At 70.8% G+C, this 20,953-nt stretch carries 12 protein-coding genes; 3 read left to right on the forward strand and 9 right to left on the reverse strand.

Annotated elements, in window-relative coordinates; all coding sequences use genetic code 11:
• Window positions 1-90: 90 nt before the first annotated feature.
• Window positions 91-891 (forward strand): aminotransferase class IV, encoded by an 801-nt coding sequence (locus OG294_RS04850; protein ID WP_327065134.1) that lies wholly within the window; start codon window positions 91-93, stop codon window positions 889-891.
• Between the two features lie 24 nt (window positions 892-915).
• On the opposite strand, the gene OG294_RS04855 is transcribed toward OG294_RS04850, so the two are convergent.
• Both OG294_RS04855 and OG294_RS04860 read right to left on the reverse strand, forming a co-directional pair.
• Window positions 916-1,284, reverse strand: a complete 369-nt coding sequence (locus tag OG294_RS04855; RefSeq protein WP_327065135.1) for a hypothetical protein — start codon at window positions 1,282-1,284, stop codon at window positions 916-918.
• 110 nt (window positions 1,285-1,394) lie between these two features.
• Complete coding sequence (locus OG294_RS04860; RefSeq protein WP_327065136.1) at window positions 1,395-2,099, reverse strand: NAD(P)H-binding protein; 705 nt, start codon at window positions 2,097-2,099, stop codon at window positions 1,395-1,397.
• 138 nt (window positions 2,100-2,237) lie between these two features.
• Between OG294_RS04860 and OG294_RS04865 the strand changes: the two genes are divergently transcribed.
• On the forward strand, window positions 2,238-6,317 hold the full coding sequence (locus OG294_RS04865; protein ID WP_327065137.1) for a trypsin-like peptidase domain-containing protein: 4,080 nt from the start codon (window positions 2,238-2,240) through the stop codon (window positions 6,315-6,317).
• 220 nt (window positions 6,318-6,537) lie between these two features.
• A complete protein-coding gene (locus OG294_RS04870) occupies window positions 6,538-7,440 on the forward strand; it encodes an alcohol dehydrogenase catalytic domain-containing protein (RefSeq protein WP_327065138.1) in 903 nt (300 codons plus the stop codon).
• Between the two features lie 42 nt (window positions 7,441-7,482).
• On the opposite strand, the gene OG294_RS04875 is transcribed toward OG294_RS04870, so the two are convergent.
• The 7 genes from OG294_RS04875 to OG294_RS04905 all read right to left on the reverse strand — a co-directional run bounded on the left by OG294_RS04875 (window position 7,483) and on the right by OG294_RS04905 (window position 20,951).
• Window positions 7,483-8,928 carry a hypothetical protein gene (locus OG294_RS04875; RefSeq protein WP_327065139.1) on the reverse strand — a complete coding sequence of 482 codons (1,446 nt, stop codon included), beginning with the start codon at window positions 8,926-8,928 and terminating at the stop codon, window positions 7,483-7,485.
• A 65-nt stretch (window positions 8,929-8,993) separates the two neighbouring features.
• Window positions 8,994-10,715 (reverse strand): hypothetical protein, encoded by a 1,722-nt coding sequence (locus OG294_RS04880; protein ID WP_327065140.1) that lies wholly within the window; start codon window positions 10,713-10,715, stop codon window positions 8,994-8,996.
• Window positions 10,716-10,749: 34 nt separating this feature from the next.
• Window positions 10,750-12,375, reverse strand: coding sequence for a hypothetical protein (locus tag OG294_RS04885; RefSeq protein WP_327065141.1), 1,626 nt, complete (start codon window positions 12,373-12,375; stop codon window positions 10,750-10,752).
• A gap of 68 nt (window positions 12,376-12,443) precedes the next feature.
• Window positions 12,444-14,099: a hypothetical protein gene (locus OG294_RS04890; RefSeq protein WP_327065142.1), complete on the reverse strand. Its 1,656-nt coding sequence runs from the start codon at window positions 14,097-14,099 to the stop codon at window positions 12,444-12,446.
• On the reverse strand, window positions 14,096-14,590 hold the full coding sequence (locus OG294_RS04895) for a hypothetical protein (RefSeq protein WP_327065143.1): 495 nt from the start codon (window positions 14,588-14,590) through the stop codon (window positions 14,096-14,098). Before OG294_RS04895 ends, OG294_RS04890 begins: the two co-directional genes overlap by 4 nt.
• Window positions 14,587-18,249, reverse strand: a complete 3,663-nt coding sequence (locus OG294_RS04900) for a hypothetical protein (protein ID WP_327065144.1) — start codon at window positions 18,247-18,249, stop codon at window positions 14,587-14,589. The genes OG294_RS04895 and OG294_RS04900 overlap by 4 nt, the downstream gene beginning before the upstream one ends.
• A complete protein-coding gene (locus OG294_RS04905) occupies window positions 18,249-20,951 on the reverse strand; it encodes a CBM96 family carbohydrate-binding protein (protein ID WP_327065145.1) in 2,703 nt (900 codons plus the stop codon). The genes OG294_RS04900 and OG294_RS04905 overlap by 1 nt, the downstream gene beginning before the upstream one ends.
• Window positions 20,952-20,953 lie beyond the last annotated feature (2 nt).

A 20,953-nucleotide genomic window follows, 5' to 3' on the forward strand; every position in this document is an offset into this window, starting at 1 on the left:
GATCCGGAATCATCGGGACCGCCACTGCGGGCCCGCCCAGGTAGTCGGCCGCGAGGGCGGGTGAGTTCCGGGAGCTGCCAGACTTGTCCCATGGCCACCGTCAACGGAGCACCGGCGTCACCCGAGGCGCTGCAGAGCCTGGCTCTGACCAACTACGGGCACTTCACCACCATGCGGGTGGCCGACGGCGCGGTGCGCGGCCTGTCGCTGCACCTGGCGCGGCTGGTCGACGACTGCCGGGCGGTGTTCGGCACCGCGCTGGACCCGGACCGGGTGCGCGCCTTCGTGCGCCAGGAGGTGGGCGCCCACGGCGCCCACGGCACCCACGGCGCACCGGTCACCGTACGGGTGACGGTCTTCGATCCGGCGCTCGACCTGGCCCACCCGGGAGCGGGCGCCGAGCCGGCGATCCTGGTGACGACCAGGGCGGCCGGCGACGCGCCACCGCCGCCGCTGCGGGCCAAGCGGTTCACGGTGGCCCGGGAGGCGGCGGCGGTCAAGCACGTCGGCCTGTTCAACCAGCTCAGGCTCCGTCGCCAGGCCCAACTGGCCGGGTTCGACGACGCGTTGTTCGTGGCGGCCGACGGCCGGATCGCCGAGGGCGGCACCTGGAACATCGGTTTCGTGGACGCGGCGGGCACGGTGGTGTGGCCGCGGGCCGAGGTGCTGCCCGGGGTCACCATGCGGCTGCTCCAGGCCGCCCACCGGCCCACCGCGACCGCCCCGGTGACGGCCGCGGCGCTGCCCGCGATGCGGGCCGCCTTCGCGACCAACGCCGCGATCGGTGTGCGCACCGTCGCCGCGATCGACGACCTGGCGTTCGCCACCGACGACCCGGTGCTCGACGAGCTGCGCCGGACCTACGCCCAGCTGCCCGGCGAGCCGCTGTAGGGCCGCCGACGCGGTACTACTGGGTCAGGAGACGCGCTTCAGTGTCCAGGCGTTGTTGTTGAAGCTGGGGTTCGACCACGCGACGCAGCTGTTGGTGTAGTACGAGCTGGTCTGCACCCAGCCCGCCGGCGGGTAGGTGGTTCCGCAGGCCTGGACCACGGTGCCGACGGGCAGCCCGGTGAGCTGCTTGATCTGCTTGATGTTCGGGCTGAAGCTCTGCGTGCCGCAGCTGCTGCTGTAGCCCCAGCTGACGTCGACGTAGCCGCTCGGGGTGAGGACGCTCCCGCAGACGGTGGTGACGTCACCGGGGGCGGCGTGGGCGGGTGCAGCGGCCAGGGCGAACATCGCTGCGGCGCCGGCGAGGGTCATGCAGGTGGTGCGGAGGCGGGTCATGGGCGTTGGCTCCTCGTGATCGCGGGCGGCCGGTCAGGCCGAGAAGCCATTCCTACGCGGCGAGAAGCAGTTCGGGCAGAGAATTTCACGCACAAAGATCCCCTGGGCGATCAGGAGTTCGTACGCTCCGTATGCTCCGTCAGGCGGTTGATGTCCTTGGTGCGCAGGATCCGGCGCGTCGCATCGGCCCCGGGCGGGACGACGCCGGGCGTGGCCACCGCGATCATCGCGCGGCCCATCTGCTCGCTGGTGGTGACGAGGTTCGGTGCGACCTTGCGCAGCAGCGGGATGAGCGGTCCGAGCACCGAGTAGCCGACGCGGTAGAGGCGGGTCTTGGAGACCACCCCGTGCTGCGGCAGCACGACGCCCGGGCGGAACGCGAAGGCCCGGAACGGCAGCCGCAGCAGCTCGTTCTCCGTGCGGCCCCGCACCCGGGCCCACATGACCCGGCCCTGCTCGGTGCTGTCCGCGCCCTCCCCGGAGAGGTAGACGAAGGTCAGCCCGGGATTGGCGGCGGCCAGGGTACGGGCCACCGCGAGGGTCAGGTCGTGGGTGATCCGCCGGTACTCCGCCTCCGGCATCCCGACCGCGGAGACCCCCAGGCAGAAGAAGCAGGCGTCGTAGCCGGCCAGTTCGGCCTCCAGCCCGGACAGGTCGGACGGGTCGGAGCGGAGCACCTCGACCAGCTTGGGGTGCTCCTGCTGCACCGGGCTGCGGCCGATCACCAGCACCCGCTCGACCGCGTCGTCCCGCAGGCACTCGCGCAGCACACCCTGACCGATCATGCCGGTCGCCCCGAAGAGAATGACGTTCACCCGCCCCACCTTAGGGCTGCCCGGTGCGGTTCGGGCGTACCGTCCGCCGCCGGGTTCCGGGCCGTTGACGAGTTGTACGCTGTCCTCCCACGGCCGACGGAGGGGGAGGGCCGAGATGACCTCTGCGCCGGTTGCGGAGTGAGTGGCGAGCAGCGCGCCGTCCGACGCCCCGCCTCGGACGGCTGGGTGACCTCGATCCACGCCTCGGCCGCCGGCGACGCCCTCGGCTCGGGTTTCCTGATCGACGAGCGCCGGGTGCTGACCTGCGCCCATGTCGCCCGTCCGGCCGGGCGCCCCGAGGGCGAGCTCTGGGTCGCCTTCCCCAAGCTGCCCGAGCTGATGACCCGGCGGATCCAGGTCGAGCAGGTCGTGCTGCCCGAGGCGCGGTTCCAGGCCGTCCAGCCCGATCTGGCGGTCCTGGTGCTCGCCGAACCCGCTCCCCCGCACGCCGCGGCCCGGCTGCGCCGGCCGACCCCCGACGACCTGGTCGGCAAGACCTGGTGGTCCTTCGGCTTCCCGAACGGCCGCCTGCTCGGCAACTCGGCCGACGGCGGCGTCGGCGAGTCGCTCGGCTTCGGCTGGGTGCGCCTGGACACCGGCTCCCGGTACCCCGTCCGGCCGGGCTTCAGCGGGGCGGCGCTCTGGTCACCGGAGTACGACGCCGTGGTGGGGGTGCTCGGACAGGCGAACGGGGAGCACGGCGACGCCCAGGCGATCACCCTGTGGATGGCCGACCTCTGCCTGCCCGAACAGAAGCTGGCCCGGCTCACCGAGTGGTCGGCGGAGGCCGCCGGCGAGGGCGCGCTGGCCGCCTGGGGGTGGCGGCTGGACAGCGACCCGGAGGCCCGCCGGCACTGGCGCCCGCGCGCCCGCGGGGTGAGCACCGACGCCGAGCGCGGCTTCCGGTTCCGCGGGCGCACCGCCGCGCTGGGCGAGATCGTGCGCTGGCTGGACCGCGGCGCCGAGCGGCAGGCCCTGGTGGTGACCGGCTCGCCCGGCGTGGGCAAGTCGGCCGTGCTCGGCCGGATCGTCACCACCGCCGACGCCGCCATCGCCGCCGCCCTCCCGCCGCAGGACGATGCCGTGCGGGCCCCGCTGGGTTCGATCGCCTGCGCCGTGCACGCCAAGGGCAAGACCGCGCTGGCGGTGGCCGAGGAGATCGCCCGGGCCGCCTCGGCGGCGCTGCCCGCCGTCGCCCAGGACCTCGCCCCGGCCCTGCGCGATGCGCTGAGCGGCCGTCGGCACCGCGACTTCAACGTGGTGATCGACGCCCTGGACGAGGCCGCGAGCCCGCTGGAAGCCCGCGCGGTGATCACCGCCGTCGTGCAACCGCTCGTCGAGACCTGCTCCGACCTGGGCGTGCGGGTCGTGCTCGGCAGCCGGCGCCGGGACAACGGCGGCGGGCTGCTGACCGTCTTCGGGACGGCCAGGCACGAGATCGACCTGGACGACGCCGCCTACTTCGCCGAGGCCGACCTGGCCGCCTACGCGCTGGCCACCCTGCAACTGGTCGGCGACGAGCGCCCCGGCAACCCCTACCAGGACGAGCGGGTGGCCGCCCCGGTGGCCGCCCGGATCGCCGCACTGGCCGAACAGAACTTCCTGATCGCCGGCCTGGTCGCGCGCACCCACGGCATGGCCGACCGGGAACCGGTGGCCCCCGCCGCGGTGGCGTTCACCCCGACCGTGGACGCGGCGCTGCGCGAGTACCTCAAGCTGCTGCCGCCGGTCGCCGGCTGCCCGGCCTGGGACGCGCTGACCGCGCTCGCCTACGCCGAGCCGCCCGGCATGCCGCTGACGGTGTGGCAGGCCACCATCGGCGCGCTCTACGGCATCGCCCCCGGTGAGGAGGCGCTGCGGGCCTTTGCCCGCTCCTCGGCGGCCAACTTCCTGGTGGAGGCCAGCGACACCGGCAGCGACCGCCTCTTCCGGCTCTTCCACCAAGCCCTGAACGACGCGCTGCTCGGCGCCCGCGCCGACCTGGACGCCACCCAGGGCGACGAGCGCGCCCTCACCCGCACCCTGCTGGGCCTGGGCCGCTCGCTCGGCTGGGACCGGGCACCGGCCTACCTGCGCCGCGCGCTACCGGGCCACGCCGCGCGCGGCGGCCTCATCGACGACCTGCTCACCGACGACGCCTACCTGCTGCACGTCGACCTCACCCGGCTGATCCCACAGGCCTACCTCGCCGGCCGGCCGGCCGCCCGCCACCGGGCCACCCTGCTGCGCCGCACGCCGCGCGCCATCGCCGCCGGCCCGGCGGAGCGGGCCGCGATGTTCACCGTCACCGAGGTCCGCGAGGGGCTGCCGCGGGGCGACTACGCGGGTGAGGTCGCCGGCGTCCCCTACGCGGCGCAGTGGGCCTCGGTGACGACCCAGCAGGCCGAAGCCGTGCTGGAGGGCCACCAGGGCGAGGTCATCGCGGTCTGCGAGATCCCCACCGAGGGCCGCTCACTGCTGGCCAGCCTGGACGAGTCGGCGGTCCGGATCTGGGACCCCGCCTCCGGCGAACTGCTCAGCATCCTCCCCGGCCAGGAGAGCCGGATGAACGCCCTCTGCACCGTGCCGACCGCCGCCGGCCCCTGGCTCGCCACCGCCAACGCGGACGGCACGGTGCGGCTCTGGGACCCGCTCACCGGCCACCGCCTGCACGCGCTGCACGGGCACACCGGCGAGGTCCGCCACCTGTGCGCCGTGCGGGCGGACGGGCGCGAGCTGCTGGCCAGCGCTGGCGAGGACCGCACGGTGCGGCTCTGGGACCCGGTGACGGGGCGTCAGGTCGAACTGCTGGAGGGGTACGTCGGGCCGCTGGTGCCGCTGGGCGAGGTCTACGGGGCGGCGGCGGACGAGGTCCTGGTGACACGCACCGAGGACCGGGCGGCGGGGGTCTGGCAGGCCGGCACAGGCTCGGTCCGGCACTTCGTCACCGGGCGCAGGTCCACGGACGTCATGTGTGACGTGCCCGCCCACGACAGGGGACTCATCGCCGGCGGCCGGGACACGGCGGTGAGGATCTGGGACCACCGCACGGGAGCGATCCTGCGGACCCTGGTCGGTGCGACCGGCGGGCTCACGGCGCTCTGTGCCGTTCCGGTTCCGGCGTTCAACGCGGTCGTCGTCGCCGGCACCGCGCGTGGCAACCTGGTGTTCTGGCAGGCGGACGGCGGCGAGCCGATCGGCGCTCTGCACGGCCACCTCTCCGCGGTGAAGAGCGTCTGCACCGTCCGGGTCAACGGCCGGGCGATGGTGGTCAGCGGCGGCGCGGACCGCACGGTGCGGATCTGGCACCCCGACGTCCGGAGGCGCTCCGGGAACCGCCTTGAACAGCCCGTCCAGGCGGCAGCCCTGGCCGGCGTCGAGATCCGCGGCAGGACCGTTCTGGTCTCTGCCGGAGGCGACCAGGAGGTCCGGTACCTCTCGGCCTCCGACGGCGAGCCGGTGCAGGTCCCGCACGCCGGTCCGCCCAATCTGCTGATGCTCTGTCAGAGCCGGGTCGACACCCGCCCGGTCCTGGCCGGTTCCGGGCGCAAGGACCGCGGCGCCTGGCTCTGGCATCCGATGTCGGGCCGCGAGCGCCTGCTGATGGGCGTGATGGACCCGATCCGGAGCATCCACCCGATCCGCCGGAGACTCGCCACCGGCCACCTCGACGGCACCGTGCGGATCTGGGATCCGCAGACCAGCAGGACGCTGCACCAGCTCAAGCAGCAGCCGACCGCCGTCCTGGCCCTGTGTACGGTGGACCTCCCGGACCAGTTGCTGCTCGCCGCCGGCACGGAGAACGGCACGATCCTGCGGTGGCGGCTGGACGACGTCGCTCCGCTGGACGCGCTCACCGGTCACGCCGGCCCGGTCCAGGCACTCTGCCTGCTGCCCGGCGATGGCCCGCCCCTCCTCGCCAGCGGGTCCGCCGATCACACCGTCCGCCTCTGGGACCCGCTGCGCGGCGACGAGCTGCACACCCTGCACGGCCACAGCGCCCCCGTCACGGCCGTGCATCCCGTCCGGCTCGGCGACCGCCTGCTGCTCGCCAGTGCGAGCATCGACCGGACCGTGCGCCTCTGGGACCCGCTCGCCCCGGTCTGCCTCGCCGAGATCCCCGTCTACTCCCCCGCTCACGCCCTCACCACCGCCGCGGGCAACCTCGTGGTCGGTCTGGCCGACGGCCTGCTCGCGCTGCGGCCCGATCCGGGCGTGCTGGGCGATCCACCTGCATGACGGTCCGTCATATCTTCTCGTCGGCACGCGAAATACCGCAGCTCGGCAACCCCAGCGGCTATGATCACGCCGCCTGAGTCCGCGCCGCCGTCGCCACCCGAGGGAGAGCAGTCATGAGCCTGTCCACCATGAAGGCCGTGCAGGTCATCGAGGCAGGAAAGCCGTTCACGCTCGTCGAACTCCCGGTCCCCGAGCCGGGCCCCGGCCAGGTCCGCTGCGGGTGCGCGCCTGCGGGGTCTGCGGCGGTGAGAACATCGCGCGGCTCGGCCTGCTCGGCGTGCGGCTGCCCCGGGTGCCCGGACACGAGATCGCCGGCGAGGTCGACGCGGTCGGTGCCGGGGTCACCGCCTGGCAGCCCGGCGACCGGGCCGGCGTCGGCTGGCACGGCGGCAGTTGCTTCACCTGCGACCCGTGCCGCCGGGGCGACTTCGCCAACTGCGCGGCGGGCCGGATCGTCGGCGTGACCTACGACGGCGGCTACGCCGAGTACATGGTCGCGCCGCAGGACGCCCTCGCGCGGATCCCCGAGGTGCTCTCCTTCGAGGAGGCCGGGCCGCTGATGTGCGCGGGCATCACCACCTTCAACTCGCTGCGCAACAGCGGCGCCCGCCCTGGCGACACCGTCGCGATCCAGGGCATCGGGGGCCTGGGCCACCTGGCGGTGCAGTTCGCCGACAAGATGGGCTTCCGCACGGTGGCGATCAACCGCGGCCGGGGCAAGGAGGAGATCTCCCGCCGCCTGGGTGCCGACGAGTACCTCGACAGCGAGGAGGGCAGCACCGGCGAGGCGCTGGCCAAGCTCGGCGGCGCGGTTGCCGTCATCTCGACGGTCGGGAGCAGCCCCGCCCAGGCCGACCTGATCCAGGGCCTGGCCCCCAACGGCCGCCTGATCGTCCTCGCCAGCGACCGCGCGCCGATCGCGGTCAACCCCGACCTGCTCGTCTTCGGCCGCCGCGGCGTGACCGGCTGGTACAGCGGTCACGCCAAGGACAGCGAGGAGGCGATGGCGTTCGCCGCCCTCAAGGGCGTGCGACCCATGGTGGAGACGCATCCGCTGGAGACGGCGGAGAACACCTTCCAGAACATGAACAAGGCCAAGTACCGGGCGGTGCTGATCCCGTAGTACGGGCTCGGGCAGGCCTGGGCCGACCCGGTCCAGGTCGGGCTAGCGGTGGGCGATCTTGAACTTGGAAGCGCCGTCGTAGCTCCGGTAGAAGGCTGCGGGGCCACTGACGTTGGAGTTGTCGGAGTGGCTCTGCTTCCCTGAGCCGTTGAGGAACTTCCCCGTGAAGTAGAGCGATTCGAGCGAAACGCTGTCGCCGGCGAGGATCACCGCCCGGTTGCCGCTCTTGATGGCACCCGTTGCGGTGACCGCGCCGGCAGTCGTGAGGCCGCCCGCGGTCTGGTTGATGCTGTTCAGCAGCTCGATCGCACTGTTGACGGTGGACTTGATCTTGGTGACGCTCAGGACCTTTCCGCTCGCGAGCGTGACGTCACCGGCGGACAGTGTCTGGTCCGACTTCACCGTCAAGCCGCCGTTCGCCGTCACCAACCCGGACGCCGTCACCGTCGTCGCCGACACACCACCGTTCGCCGTCACCGACTTCCCCGACGGCACCGTCACCCCACCATTCGCCGACACCAACCCCGACGCCGTCACCGTCGTCGCCGACACACCACCATTGGCCGTCACCGACTTCCCCGACGGCACCGTCACCCCACCATTCGCCGACAGCAGCCCGGTTGCGGTGAGCGTGCTCTCCGCGGTCAGGGTGCTCTTGGCGGTCAGGGCGCTGTTGGCGGTGAGCGTGTTGACCACGACGTTGGGGGTGTTGACGGTCAGCGAGGCGGTCAGGAAGTAGTCCTGCCCGTCGAGGGTCGCCTTGAGCGTGAAGTTGGCGTTGTCGTCCAGTTGCGGCGACGTCCATTTCCGGTTCGCGAAGTTGGCCTGGTTGCTGTCGCTCGTCTCGGTCCCGTCCGCCTTCCGGTAGTACATCGTGTACACGATGCGGTTGTCGGAGGGCGCGTCCCACAACAGGTCCACGGCCAGGCCCCGGTTGATGACCACCGACCGGGGATGCAGGCTGCGGAAGAAGAACTCGTCGTTCCCCTTCTTGACCTTCACCTGCCCGGTGCGCTTCTGGTAGCTGCCCTCCGCCCCCGTCGTGGAGGTCGTCTCCTCGATGTCGAGGTCCACCGTCCCGATCGACGGGTTCACCTCGATCCCCGACAACGTGAAACTCACCGCCCACGTCCCGTCGAACACCGCCGTCGTGTCCGGCACGAACGAGAACACCGCCTCATTCGGATCCGTCGTGTCCGCGTCGACCCACCACTCCGTCCCCTGCGCCTCGCCGTGCACCTTGCTCACAGCGGTTGCGATCAACGACGGTTCGACCGTCAGATCGGCCCCCGAGACCCCGGTCGGCACCTTCAGCGTGATCCCCCGGCAGTACACCTTCGACGTCTCGGCCGGCAGGTCCCGCCCGAAGCGCAGCACCACCGTCCCGTACTCCAACTCGTCCATCGTGCTCACCCGCAACGGGCTGGGGACGGTGCCGCGAGCGGGCTTGAGCAGATTCGTCTCCGCAGGCGATGCAGCGGCGTTCACGAGTGTCCCTTCCGAAGCAGTGGCACGATCGCACTGATCAACGCTTGTGGATGGTCAGGTTGCATTCACTCCTGGGCATCGGCATCTCCGTCGGGATCAACGACGGTGGGATTGTTCGATGACCGGTATCCCAGTGTCCACCTGGACCGCAGGTTGTTGACGGGGGCGTCGTTGATCTTGCGCACGACATTGCCCTGGTCCTTGGTCGAGCTGCCGTCGTTGTCCCAGAGGTAGCCGTTCTGTGCCCACCCCGCTTTGAGAGTGACACTGTCGCCGTCCCGCAGAACCCTCTTCCCACCGACGACGATGTTCCCTTCGGTGGGAACATTCGCCGCCGGGCCGATCTCGACCTTGGGGTATGTCCACTCCGGATGGTGGGACTTGGCGACGAACGCGTCGGCCACCGCGAGTTGGCCGCCGCCCAGGGGGATGGTGATGTTCTTGCCCGCGGCCATGGTCAAGTGGCCGTGAGAATTGAGGGCACCGTGGAGATTGACGGTGGCCTCCGCCGCGGTGTCGAACCGGCCCGTCTTCAGCCAGATGTACCCAGTGGCCCCAGGATCCACAGTGACGTTGCTGTTCGCCTGGATCGGCCCATTCGTGGTGAGGGTCTTGCCGGTCGCAACGGTGAGGCTTCCGCGCACATTGATCGTGCCGTTGGCGACCGTCGGATCCACCCAAGTGACCTTGAGGGTCCTGTCCTTGTCGATCGTGACGTCCCCAGCACTGAGGGTCCTGTCCTTGTCGATCGTGACGTCCCCAGCACTGAGGGTCTTGTCCGCCTTGATCGTGACATTGCCGTTCGCCTGGACCGGGCCGTTCGCCGTGAGCGTCTTGTTCGCCGCCACCGTGACATTGCCGTTGGCGTTGAGGACACCGTAGAGGTTGACGGTGGCCTCCGCCGTGGTGTCGAACCGGCCCGTCTTCAGCCAGATGTACCCGTTGGCCCCGGGGTCCACCGTCACGTTCCCACTGGCACTCAGTGAATTGACCACGATGTTGGGATCGTTGACCGTCAGGTAGGTGGTCAGGTAGTAGTCCTGCCCGTCAAGCGTCGCCTTGAGCGTGAAGTTGGCGTTGTCGTTCAGCACCGGCGACGTCCACTTCCGGTTCGCGAACTTGGCCTGGTTGTTGTCGTACGTCTCCTGCCCATTGGCGCCCCGGTAGTACATCGTGTACTGGATCCGGGTGTCGGCCGGCGCATCCCACAACAGGTCGACGGTCACGCCCCGCCCGATGACGGTCGTCCGAGGACGCAGGCTGCGGAAGAAGAACTCATCGTTCCCCTTCTTCACCTCCACCTGACCGGTGCGCTTCTGGTAACTACCGTCCGCACCCGTCGTGGACGTCGTCTCCTCGACAGCCAGGGTCACCGTCCCGATCGACGGATTCACCTCGATCCCCGACAACGTGAGGCTGACCGCCCACGTCCCGTCAAAGACCGCCGTCGTGTCCGGCACGAACGAGAACACCGCCTTGTTCGGATCCGTCGTGTCCCGATCGACCCACCACTCCGTCCCCTGCGCCTCCCCCTCCACGATGCTCACCGCCGTCGTGATCAACGACGGCTCGCGGGTCAGATCCGCACCCGACACCCCGGTCGGCACCGTCAGCGTGATCCCCTTGCAATACACCTTCGACGTCCCCGACGGCAGATCCCGCCCGAAGCGCAACACCACCGTCCCGTACTCCAACTCATGCATCGTGCTCACCCGTAACGGCGACGGCACCGTCCCCCGCGCCGGCTTGACCAGGTTCGTGTCCGCCGTGGGCGTGTTGGCTGTCATAGCTGTCCTTCCGAAGCGGGGAGGGGCGTAGCGGTCACAGGGAGATGCTGCCTGCTCCGAACGGGATCCAGATCAACCACGCTGACTTGTAGTCGCTTCCGCTGTCCCCGCCGGAGTCGCCGAACCAGACAGTGCACGACTTGCCCTTCCGGATACCGAGCATGGTCGTCTCGCGCCCGTCGCGCGGCGGGGAGTTGAACTTCAGGGCGGATGCCCGCGTGGTCCTTCCCTCGGAGGTGATCGTCACCATCGGATTGCGGTTGCCACCATCACTGTGGACAAGCGCGATCGCGAGACCCGAGGTCGGAGCAGTGAAAGTCTTGGAGCTGTTCCACGTCAGCGACCAGCTCTGCGGGGCGCCGAGCAGGTCGGTCGCTCCCTTGGCCGCGAGCGTGCCATTGACGGTGAGGGTTCCGTTCACATTGACGGTGAGGCTTCCAGTGGTGATGCCACCCGCCGTCTGGTTGATGCTGTTCTGAAGCTCGATCGCACTGTTCACCGGGGACTTGATCTTGCTGACGCTCAGGACCTTTCCGTTCGCGATCGTCACCTCACCGGCGGACAGCGTCTTGTCGGACTTCACCGTGAGACCGCCGTTCGCCGTCACCAGGCCGCCGGCAGTCACGGCACCTGTCGTCACGGCACCCGCGCTCAGCGGGCCTGCGGTCAGCTTCTTGTCGGCGGAAACCGTCAGGTTTCCCCGAACGGTGACTGTGCCGTTGGCGACCACCGGATCCACCAAGGTGACCTTGAGCGCCTTGTCCGACTTGATGGTGACGTCATTGTTGGCCTGGACAGGACCGTGCGTGGTGAGCGTCCCTGCAGCCGCCACCGTGACGTTGCTGTTGGCGTTCAGCGTGTTGACCACGACGTTGGGGTTGTTGACAGTCAGCGAGGTGGTCAGGAAGTAGTCCTGCCCGTCCAGGGTCGCCTTCAGCGTGAAGTTGGCGTTGTCGTCCAGCACCGGCGACTTCCAGACCCGGTTCGCGAAGTTGGCCTGGACGCTGTCACTCGTCTCGGTCCCGTCCGCCTTCCGGTAGTACATCGTGTACGTGATCCGGTTGTCGGCCGGCGCCTCCCACAGCAGGTCCACCGTGCTGCCGCGATTGATGACGACCGAACGAGGGTGCAGGCTGCGGAAAAAGAACTCGTCGTTCCCCTTCTTCACCTCCACCTCCCCGTTCCGCTTCTGGTAACTGTCCTCCGCACCCGTCGTGGACGTCGTCTCCTCGACCTTCAGATCCACCGTCCCGATCGACGGATTCACCTCGATCCCCGACAACGTGAGGCTGACCGCCCACGTCCCGTCAAAGACCGCTGTCGTGTCCGGCACGAACGAGAACACCGCCTTGTTCGGATCCGTCGTGTCCCGATCGACCCACCACTCCGTCCCCTGCGCCTCCCCCTCCACGATGCTCACCGCCGTCGTGATCAACGACGGCTCGCGGGTCAGATCCGCACCCGACACCCCGGTCGGCACCGTCAACGTGATCCCCTTGCAATACACCTTCGACGTCCCCGACGGCAGATCCCGCCCGAAGCGCAACACCACCGTCCCGTACTCCAACTCATGCATCGTGCTCACCCGCAACGGCGACGGCACCGTCCCGCGAGCCGGCTTGACCAGGTTCGTGTCCGCATTTGGTCCACTGACGGTCATGATGGTGCCTTTCTAAGTAGCGACGGGGGTCCACCTGTTGCTCGCTCAGGGCCGTGTCCTGCACCCGTTCATTCCGGATTGGCCGTTCCGACGCCCAGGGGGATGAAGATGAACCGCGCCCCTTGCCAGCTGCCGCTTGTGGAGCCGCCCCTGGCGGTCAGGGTGAGAGTGAAGTGGGCTCCCTTCGCCACGGGAAGCGTCGCGGTGCTCTGATCCGTCTGACCGTTGTAGTGAGCCGACATCTCCGCTGTGAAGTTCGGCGATTGCATCACGACACGTGGGAATTCGCCACTGCCATTGCCATAGACCACTGCCACGACAATGCCGGACGTCGTCGCCCTGAAGCCCCGCGAGGTGTTCAGCGGAACGTCCAGGGTTCGCGGTTGGCCGAGCATATTGGTCGGCCCGTAGACGTTGAGTTCGGACGCAGCCGCGGTGTCGAAGCGGCCCGTCTTCAGCCAGATGTACCCATTGGCCCCGGGATCGACGATGAGGTTGCCGTTGGCCTGGATGGGACCGTTCGCCGTCAGCGTCTTGCCCGCCGCCACCGTCACGTTCCCATTCGCCGTCAGCGTCCCCGCAGCCGCCACCGTCACATTGCCGTTCGCCTGGATGGGGCCATTCGCCGTCAGCGTCTTGCCCGCCGCCACCGTCACGTTCCCATTCGCCGTCAGCGTCCCCGCAGCCGCCACCGTCACATTGCCGTTCGCCTGGATGGGGCCATTCGCCGTCAGCGTCTTGCCCGCCGCCACCGTGACGTTCCCATTCGCCGCCAACGTACCCGCAGCCGCCACCGTCACATTGCCGTTCGCCTGGATGGGGCCATTCGCCGTCAGCGTCTTGCCCGCCGCCACCGTGACATTCCCATTCGCCGTCAGCGTCCCCGCAGCCGCCACCGTGACGTTGCTGTTGGCGTTCAGCGTGTTGACCACGATGTTGGGGTCGTTGACCGTCAGGTAGGTGGTCAGGAAGTAGTCCTGCCCGTCCAGAGTCGCCTTGAGCGTGAAGTTGGCGTTGTCGTTCAGCGCCGGCGACGTCCATTTCCGGTTCGCGAACTTGGCCTGGTTGTTGTCGTACGTCTCCTGCCCATTGGCGCCCCGGTAGTACATCGTGTACTGGATCCGGGTGTCGGCAGGCGCGTCCCACAACAGGTCGACGGTCACGCCCCGCCCGATGACGGTCGTCCGAGGGTGCAGGCTGCGGAAAAAGAACTCGTCGTTCCCCTTCTTCACCTCCACCTCCCCGTTCCGCTTCTGGTAACTGTCCTCCGCACCCGTCGTGGACGTCGTCTCCTCGACAGCCAGGGTCACCGTCCCGATCGACGGATTCACCTCGATCCCCGACAACGTGAGGCTGACCGCCCACGTCCCGTCGAAGACCGCCGTCGTGTCCGGCACGAACGAGAACACCGCCTTGTTCGGATCCGTCGTGTCCCGATCGACCCACCACTCCGTCCCCTGCGCCTCCCCCTCCACGATGCTCACCGCCGTCGTGATCAACGACGGCTCGCGGGTCAGATCCGCACCCGACACCCCGGTCGGCACCGTCAACGTGATCCCCTTGCAATACACCTTCGACGTCCCCGACGGCAGATCCCGCCCGAAGCGCAACACCACCGTCCCGTACTCCAACTCATGCATCGTGCTCACCCGCAACGGCGACGGCACCGTCCCCCGCGCGGGCTTGACCAGGTTCGTGTCCGCCGTGGGCTCCATACCGGTCACCGCTGTCCTTCCGAATCGCCTGCGGCCAGCACGCTCGCCATCACCCGGCTGCTGCGCCTGCTGACCGGGCCGCCGTCGGCCGCGGTCTCCTCGGTGATCTCGACGTCGGTGCTCTCGAAGCCCGGGTCCATCTCGATCAGGAAGGAGATGGCCCAGGTCCCGTCGAACTGCGCCGGCTGGTCCGGCACGCACGCGAAGACGGTCACGGCCGGGTCGGTGGTGTCCGGCACGATCCACCACTCCTGCCCCTGCGCGCTGCTGCGCACCGACGGCACCGTGGTGGAGACGGCCAACGGCTGGCGCGCGAGCCGCGGGTCGCTGGTCGGGGCCGGTACCCGCACCGCGATCCGGGTGCAGCGCACCGGCTGCTCGGCGCGGGCCACGCCCTCCTCGCCCACCGTCAACCGGAGTTGGTGGTAGCGCGGCGGCGCGTCGTCCGTGCTGGCCGGTCCGGGGGTGATGTCCACGCGGTAGGGCAGCAGCAGGCTCATCGGGTCTCTCCTTCGCCACCCGCGCCCGGGTGCAGTTGCAGGTAGCCGGCCCGGGCGGCCGGGACCGGGTCGTCCGGATGTGACAGGTCGTCAGCGGGCAGGATCGGCAGGTCGGTCCAGAGCGGCGGCCCGTCCCCCGAGACCAGCGGCTCAGCCCAGCTCCACGCGCCGTACAGGGCGCTGGGGCGCGGCATGAAGATGCCGTGGCCCGCGGGCTCGGGCTCGGCCGAGCGCCGCGTCGGCTCCGCCGTACGGACCGGCGCGAGCAGCGGGTTGAGGCGGAACGAGGCGCGGATCGCGGCCAGCGCCCGGTGGGTGATGTCGGCGTCCACGGTGAGCGAGGTGACGGGCAGGACGTCGGTGGTGGCGTGCACGGCCGTGTGCGGGCAGGCGAGCAGGGTCAGGTACCGGGTGACGGGACGGTCGACGGAGCGGGCGGGCATCGCGGTCCCGGCGCCGGTTCCGATCGGCGCGAAGTACGAGTCGTCGGCCGTTGCGGCGGCGCCCCGGGGCTGCTTGGGCAGGTACAGCCGATGGTACGAGGTCTGCTCGTCGGGCTCGGAGGTGTAGTAGCCGATCAGCCCGTCGGCCAACTGCTCGTACTCGCCCAGCCGCACCGGCCACCGGTAGTCCGGGTACTCCTGGGCGGTCGGCCGCAGCGCCTCGTCCCAGGCCGGGTCGGTCAGCGGCGGACCCTGCAGCTCCAGGCCGAGCCGGGCCCGGATCAGGGCGACCGGCCGCCCGATCAGCCGGGCCGGGGTGCGGTCCTCCCCGGGTGCGGGGTCGGTGATCCGGCTCAGCGCCCGGTCGATCGTGGCCATCAGCGCGTCGAAGGTCTCGGCGTCGCGGCCGACCAGCTCACCGGCGAAACCGGCCACGTGCGGGTAGACGCCCGTGAAGTCCTCGGGCTCGTCGTAACGTGCGTGCGGCAGTGAGTTCCAGGCGATCTCCCGCTGGGCCTGCGCCGTGTGGATCACCCGCAGTTCACCCAGCGGGCTGCCGTCGGGGGCGTAGACCAGCAGCGTCTGGTCGAGGTGGTTGACCAGCAGCCAGCCGGCCACCGGCGTGTCGCCGACCGGGTCCGGCGCGCTGCTCACGGCCGCGAGCGGTCGGTCGTCGCTGTGGTGCACGGGCTCGAACCGGATCCGGGTCTCCTGGAGCAGGCGGGGCGGCAGCTGGATGAAGCGGTCCGTGCTGGTTCCGGGGTAGAGCGGCTTCTCGGGGTCCGGGGCGACGCTGGCCGCGCGGACCGGGTCGAACTGGCCGGGCTGCCCCTGCTGGGCCGTGACCAGCCGCAGGGCCTGGCCGAAGCGGTCGACGATGTGCAGCTCGGTGAAGTAGAACTGCCCGGCACGCACCGGCTGGAACCGCTGCTCGCGGCGGTCCCCCGCCCCGTCCGGCACGTGGCTGCTCTGCCCGGCCAGGGCCAGGATGCCCGGGTCGGTGGTGACCTGGGCGGCGCCGTCCTGCTGGACCAGCCAGTCGTTGAAGCCGTCCAGGGTCTGGGAGAGGATGTCGAGCTTGTCGAAGTCGTCCTGGAGTGCTCGCAGTTGACCCAGCAGGCCGTCCGGCGCCCCGGCCAGCTTGCGCTTGGTCTGTTCCCGCAGCACGTAGGACAGGGCAGGGGTGAGGAAGGAGCGCCCGGCGAAGGTCGTCCAGCGCACGCCGCCCTCGCCGTCGCCCTGCGGCACGCCGGTGCCGTTCCAGTGGTAGCCGTCGCCGTCGAAGGTCCAGTTGTCGCTGCCGCCCGTGCCGGTGCCGCCGCTGCGGAACGGGGTGGCGCAGTACTTGATCCGCCACTGCAGGTACATCGGCGTCCAGGGCTGGCGCCAGACCCGGGTGTACTCGGGGAACGGGCCGTCGGTCAGCTCCGTCGGCCGCTCGACGATGTCCTTGAGGGCGCTGCCGGTGCGGGCGGCGCGGTCCAGCACGGCCAGTTCGGCGATCAGCGACTTGCACAGCCCGGGCAGACCGGTCAGGTCCGGGGTCGCCGGGTTCGGACTCGGGACAACCTCCTCACTGCCGATCTTCACCTTGGTCAGCAACGCCGAGGGCAGCCGGCAGGGCAGCGGCTGGTCGTCAGCGCGGCCCAGCGGCTGGGTGGTGCCGGTGCCCTCCATCACCAGGACCGGGTCGGCCGGCCGGTAGAAGGACGGTTGCGGGGCGCGCTTGAGCTCCTGGGTGGCGGGCAGCTCCCGGTCGGCGGCGAACTCCTCGATCGCCGACGGCAGTTCCTCGGGGTCCTCGGCGTACGGGATCTCGTCCCGCAGCTCCTCCAGCTTCGCCTGCAGGGTGCTGATCTGCTGGCCGACGGCGGTGATCTCGGCGTTCCAGGCCGCCAGGTCGAACTCGAACGGCTTGGGCCGCCGCTTCTCGGGCAGTTCGCGCAGCCACCAGAGCGACCACAACCGCCACTGGAGTCGGGCGAGTTCGGCCGTGCCCCGGTCGTACGCGGCCTGGTGGCCGTTGAGTTCGTCCAGCCAGGCGGGCTGCGGGAGTTCGGGGGCCGGTTCGTCCGTGCCCTCATCGGCGGGCCGGTTGACGACCTGCCAGAGGTAGCCGCCGTCGCTGCCGCTGAACCACGAGCGGCGCATCACCTCGTCCAGCTCGATCGGTCCGTCGGCGCTGTCCATCGCGCCGAGTTCGCCGTGGAACAGCGCCTTGATCAGGTCGCCGTCCCGGGCCGACTGCGTCTGCTGGGCCACCAGCGCGGCGGCGGCGTCCGCGGTGCTGTGGCCGAGCGCGACCTTGGTCGACGTCCCGTCGGGCCGGTCGGAGTCGGGGACGATGCCCTCGCGCTGCCAGTCGATGCCGAGGGCGGTGCCGGCGTAGCGGGTGCGCACGATGGAACCCGGCATGCCGTCAGGAGCGGCCCAGCCCAGGGCATCCAGGACGTCGACCAGGTTGCCGGGGGCGGCATCGGGCGGCAGCAGGCCGGGGATGCCGGCGGCGGTGCGCAGGATGTCGGCGTCGTCCTTGGAGTACCAGCCGACGACCGCGTAGCTGAGCTCCGCGTCCGGCGGGTAGTTGTCGCCGTACTGCGGGTCGCGCAGGTCCTTCAGGGTGTCCTGGAAGAGGAAGACGTTGCGGTGGTAGGGCGCGAACGCGGCGAAGGCCGGCAGCCCGGAGCCGATCGCAGTCAGGAAGAGCCGCCGCGGTGCAGGCTCCGTCCAGGGCCCGGTGGCCAGGTCGTGGGCGCGGCCGATCCGGTCGGTGGCGGCCTTGCCGGCGTCCGGGTTCAGGTAGGAGTTGCTGCCGTCCCAGATCGGGTCGGAGCTGGGGCGCTCCGAGGAGAGGTAGTCGCTGTGCACCACCCAGCCGGCCGCCGTGGTCCTGCCGCGCACGGTGGCGTAGCGGACCACCAGCCAGCGGTTGGGCACCAGCGGGAAGGTGCTCTCGCCGCTCTCGGGGTCGATGTAGCCGGTGGTCAGCGCCTCGGGGAGCTGCCACTGCAGGTGGACGCCCTCGAAGTCGGTGCCGGTCCAGTAGTCCTGCAGGTTCTCGTACGGCTCGGGTTCGCCGCTGGTCTTGAACTCCTCGTTGAGCATCATGGTGAACATCGGCGACCAGCGCTTGAACCGGTCCTTGTCGGCGCGGACCGCGCGGTTGGCCACCAGTGCGTGCAGCTCGACGGGCACGATCAGGTCGGTGTCGGTCATCAGCGCTCTTCCCCGGAGTTCAGTGTCGGCTGCGTGATGGTGATGCTGAGGTGCGGCTGGTCGGCGGCGGCCTCCCGGGAGATGATCCGGGCGAGCTGGCGGGCGGCCTGGTCCTTGCTGAGCGCCACCGAGAGCTCGTCGCCGCTGTGCTGGCGCAGGTGCGCGGTGATGTCGAACTCCAGCCAGGCCCAGGCGTCGACGGCGCCGACTCGCGCGGTGGCGACCGGACTGGCCGACAGGGCGGGCTTGTTGGCCCAGGCGAGGGTGGACTCGTCCCAGTCGTTGCCGGTGGCATACGCCTTGAGGTCGAAGGCCCCCTCGTCCTGGGCGGCGGCGTACACCCGCAGCAGGGCCTTGCCGATCTGCTCGGGCGGCGGCAGCTGCGTGGTGTCGAAGCGCAGGTACGCGATCCGGGTGACGGTGCTGCTCGGGCCCTCGTTCTTGACCAGCAGCGGGTCCGTGGCGCCGAACTCCGCCCCCTGGCCGTACTGCGCGATGGTGTCGGCCACGCAGTCGCGGCGCACCGTGGGCGGCAGCAGCAACTGCTCCAGCGGCGCGTTGACCAGCTCCAGCGCGAACTGGCCGGGCGACAGCTCACCGCTCGGCAGGCACGCGGCGGACAGCGCCCGCACCAGCCCGCCGGCTCCGCCCAGGTCCAGCACGTCCGGCAGGGCGCCGCCCCGGCCCGGGCGCAGGTAGTCGAAGACGGTGCCGGAGCCCGGGGCGCCGGGGTCGGGAAACTCGGTGTCGGTCGGGTAGCCGACCCGGCTGCCCGTCAGGTGGCGCAGGCTGATCCGCTCCTCGGAGTTGATGCCGAAGTGGATGCCCTGGCCGGGCTCGCGGATGGCGATCTGGTCCGGGACGGCGTCCCAGAGCACCAGCAGCACGTCCGGCGCGAGGTGGTCGCGGCGCAGCTCGCCCACCGGTTCGCCGTCGGCGGTGGTGGCGAGGATGTCGAAGACGGGCCAGGCGCGCACGAGTTCGGAGTTCATCAGCAGGCCCGCCACCGGCAGCGCGGTGCCGGCCCGGCTCAGCCGCTCGGTGAGCACCGGGTGGAGGTCGTGGTCGATCGTGGTGTGCGCGGCGACGTCGGCGGCGCCGGCGACCAGCGCGTGGATCCAGGCCGGGTCGATCCGGAAGGCGCGCAGGCTCTCCGGCGGCAGCATCCGCGGGTCGGGCACCAGATGGGCGAAGGGCACGCCGTTGAGCAGGCCCAGGCGCTCCAGCCAGTCGGGCATGGTCGGCGTGGTGTCCTGAGCAAGCGTCAGAAGCGACTGCCGGGACCGTGGTTCGGCGAGCAGCGCGGGCGTCTCCAGCCTGGTCCGGCGCAGCACCCTGACCGGGGGCGGGCCTTGGACGGCAGGGGCCCGCAGGGCCTCCAGCAGGCCGCGGCCGAAGCCGGGCGCGGCCAGCTCGCGCAGCGCGGCGGAACCGGCCGGCTCGTCCGGGTCGACCATGGCGCGGGCCGGGTCGGTGGAGAGGGCCAGCAGGGTGGCGGCACGGTTGGCCAACTCACGTCGGGCTTCGACGACTTCGCTGCTGTAGTCGGGGTCGGCCAGCGCGATGGCGCGGCCCAGCGTCCAGGCGGCGGCGTAGCTGACGTCGAAGAGGCCGTACTCGCGGTCGTAGATCAGCGCGTGGTCGGCGGTGGTGTGCGGGCCCTGGGTGGCTTCGACGGGCAGCTCCGGGGCGGTCAGCGGGGTGCACGGGCCGCGGTACCAGGCGTAGGTGTCCTCCCCCGCCAGGGTGCGGTAGGCGACGGCGGTGTAGCCGCGGTGCAGCCTCGTCCGCGCCTGCTCCACCTCGGGGCTCGGCGACGGCTCGCCGGTGGGCGCCAGCCGCAGCGCGAGGTTCTCCGGATCGGTGTGCCCGGGGGCGACCAGGTTGCGCAGCAGGCCGGCCGGGTCGAGCGTGCCTTCGGGGTCGTTGGTGAAGTTCCAGGACCACAGGCTGCACAGCCGCACCTTCTCGGTGGCGGGCAGGCTGTCGGGCGCCAGGCGGCCGAGCCAGCCCTCCAGCGAGACCAGGTGCACCGCGTAGTTGCCCGGGGAGCGCGGGAACCGGTTGGCGGCCAGTACCGCGTACTCGCCCTCGGTCAGGATCTCCCCGTTGTCGAGGCGCTGCGCGGCGGTGTGCACGTCGCGCATGTGGGTGAGGTGGAACAGTTCGTCCTGGCGCGCCACGACCGCGTGGAAGACGCTGACCGGCAGGTCGATGGTGCGGCACGGGTTGCTGCCGTCGATCGTTCCGGTGAGCTTCGGCCCGTGGATACCGTCGCCGGGCTCGCGCAGCTCGCTGATCGGCCGGGTGGTGAACTCGCCCTGGGCGTCCGGGTCGTCGTCGACCTCACCGGCGGCGAGGACCAGCAGTGCCAGCCACGGCTCCTTGGCGGCCATCCGACCCAGCAGCTGCCGCTCCCAGGGCAGGATGGCCCGGCTGAGGGTGATGTGCGGCAGCACGTGGGTGTACCGCCCGACCGCGCCGGTCGGCGGGAAGGTGGCGTGCACCGAGGAGGGGTCCAGCACGAACTGCGCGGCACGGATCTCGTAACTGTCCGAGGCCTTGGGCAGTTTGACGTCGGCGTCGATCGCCTGGCCGTCCTTGGACAGCCGGTGCTCGACGGTGATGGTGTAGACGCCGGCGGTGGCCTTGGGATCGAGGTGATCGTAGAACGAGACGTTGAGGTCGGGTCGGGTGGGCATCG

The organism is Kitasatospora sp. NBC_01302, from assembly GCF_035976515.1.
Classification (GTDB): Bacteria; Actinomycetota; Actinomycetes; order Streptomycetales; family Streptomycetaceae; genus Kitasatospora.

Bases quoted from the DNA above. Each gene is read 5' to 3' on its own strand.
- OG294_RS04885 (WP_327065141.1), bottom strand. From the start codon at position 12,375: ATGACCGTCAGTGGACCAAATGCGGACACGAACCTGGTCAAGCCGGCT.
- OG294_RS04895 (WP_327065143.1), bottom strand. From the start codon at position 14,590: ATGAGCCTGCTGCTGCCCTACCGCGTGGACATCACCCCCGGACCGGCC.
- OG294_RS04880 (WP_327065140.1), bottom strand. From the start codon at position 10,715: ATGACAGCCAACACGCCCACGGCGGACACGAACCTGGTCAAGCCGGCG.
- OG294_RS04855 (WP_327065135.1), bottom strand. From the start codon at position 1,284: ATGACCCGCCTCCGCACCACCTGCATGACCCTCGCCGGCGCCGCAGCG.
- OG294_RS04900 (WP_327065144.1), bottom strand. From the start codon at position 18,249: ATGACCGACACCGACCTGATCGTGCCCGTCGAGCTGCACGCACTGGTG.
- OG294_RS04850 (WP_327065134.1), top strand. From the start codon at position 91: ATGGCCACCGTCAACGGAGCACCGGCGTCACCCGAGGCGCTGCAGAGC.
- OG294_RS04905 (WP_327065145.1), bottom strand. From the start codon at position 20,951: ATGCCCACCCGACCCGACCTCAACGTCTCGTTCTACGATCACCTCGAT.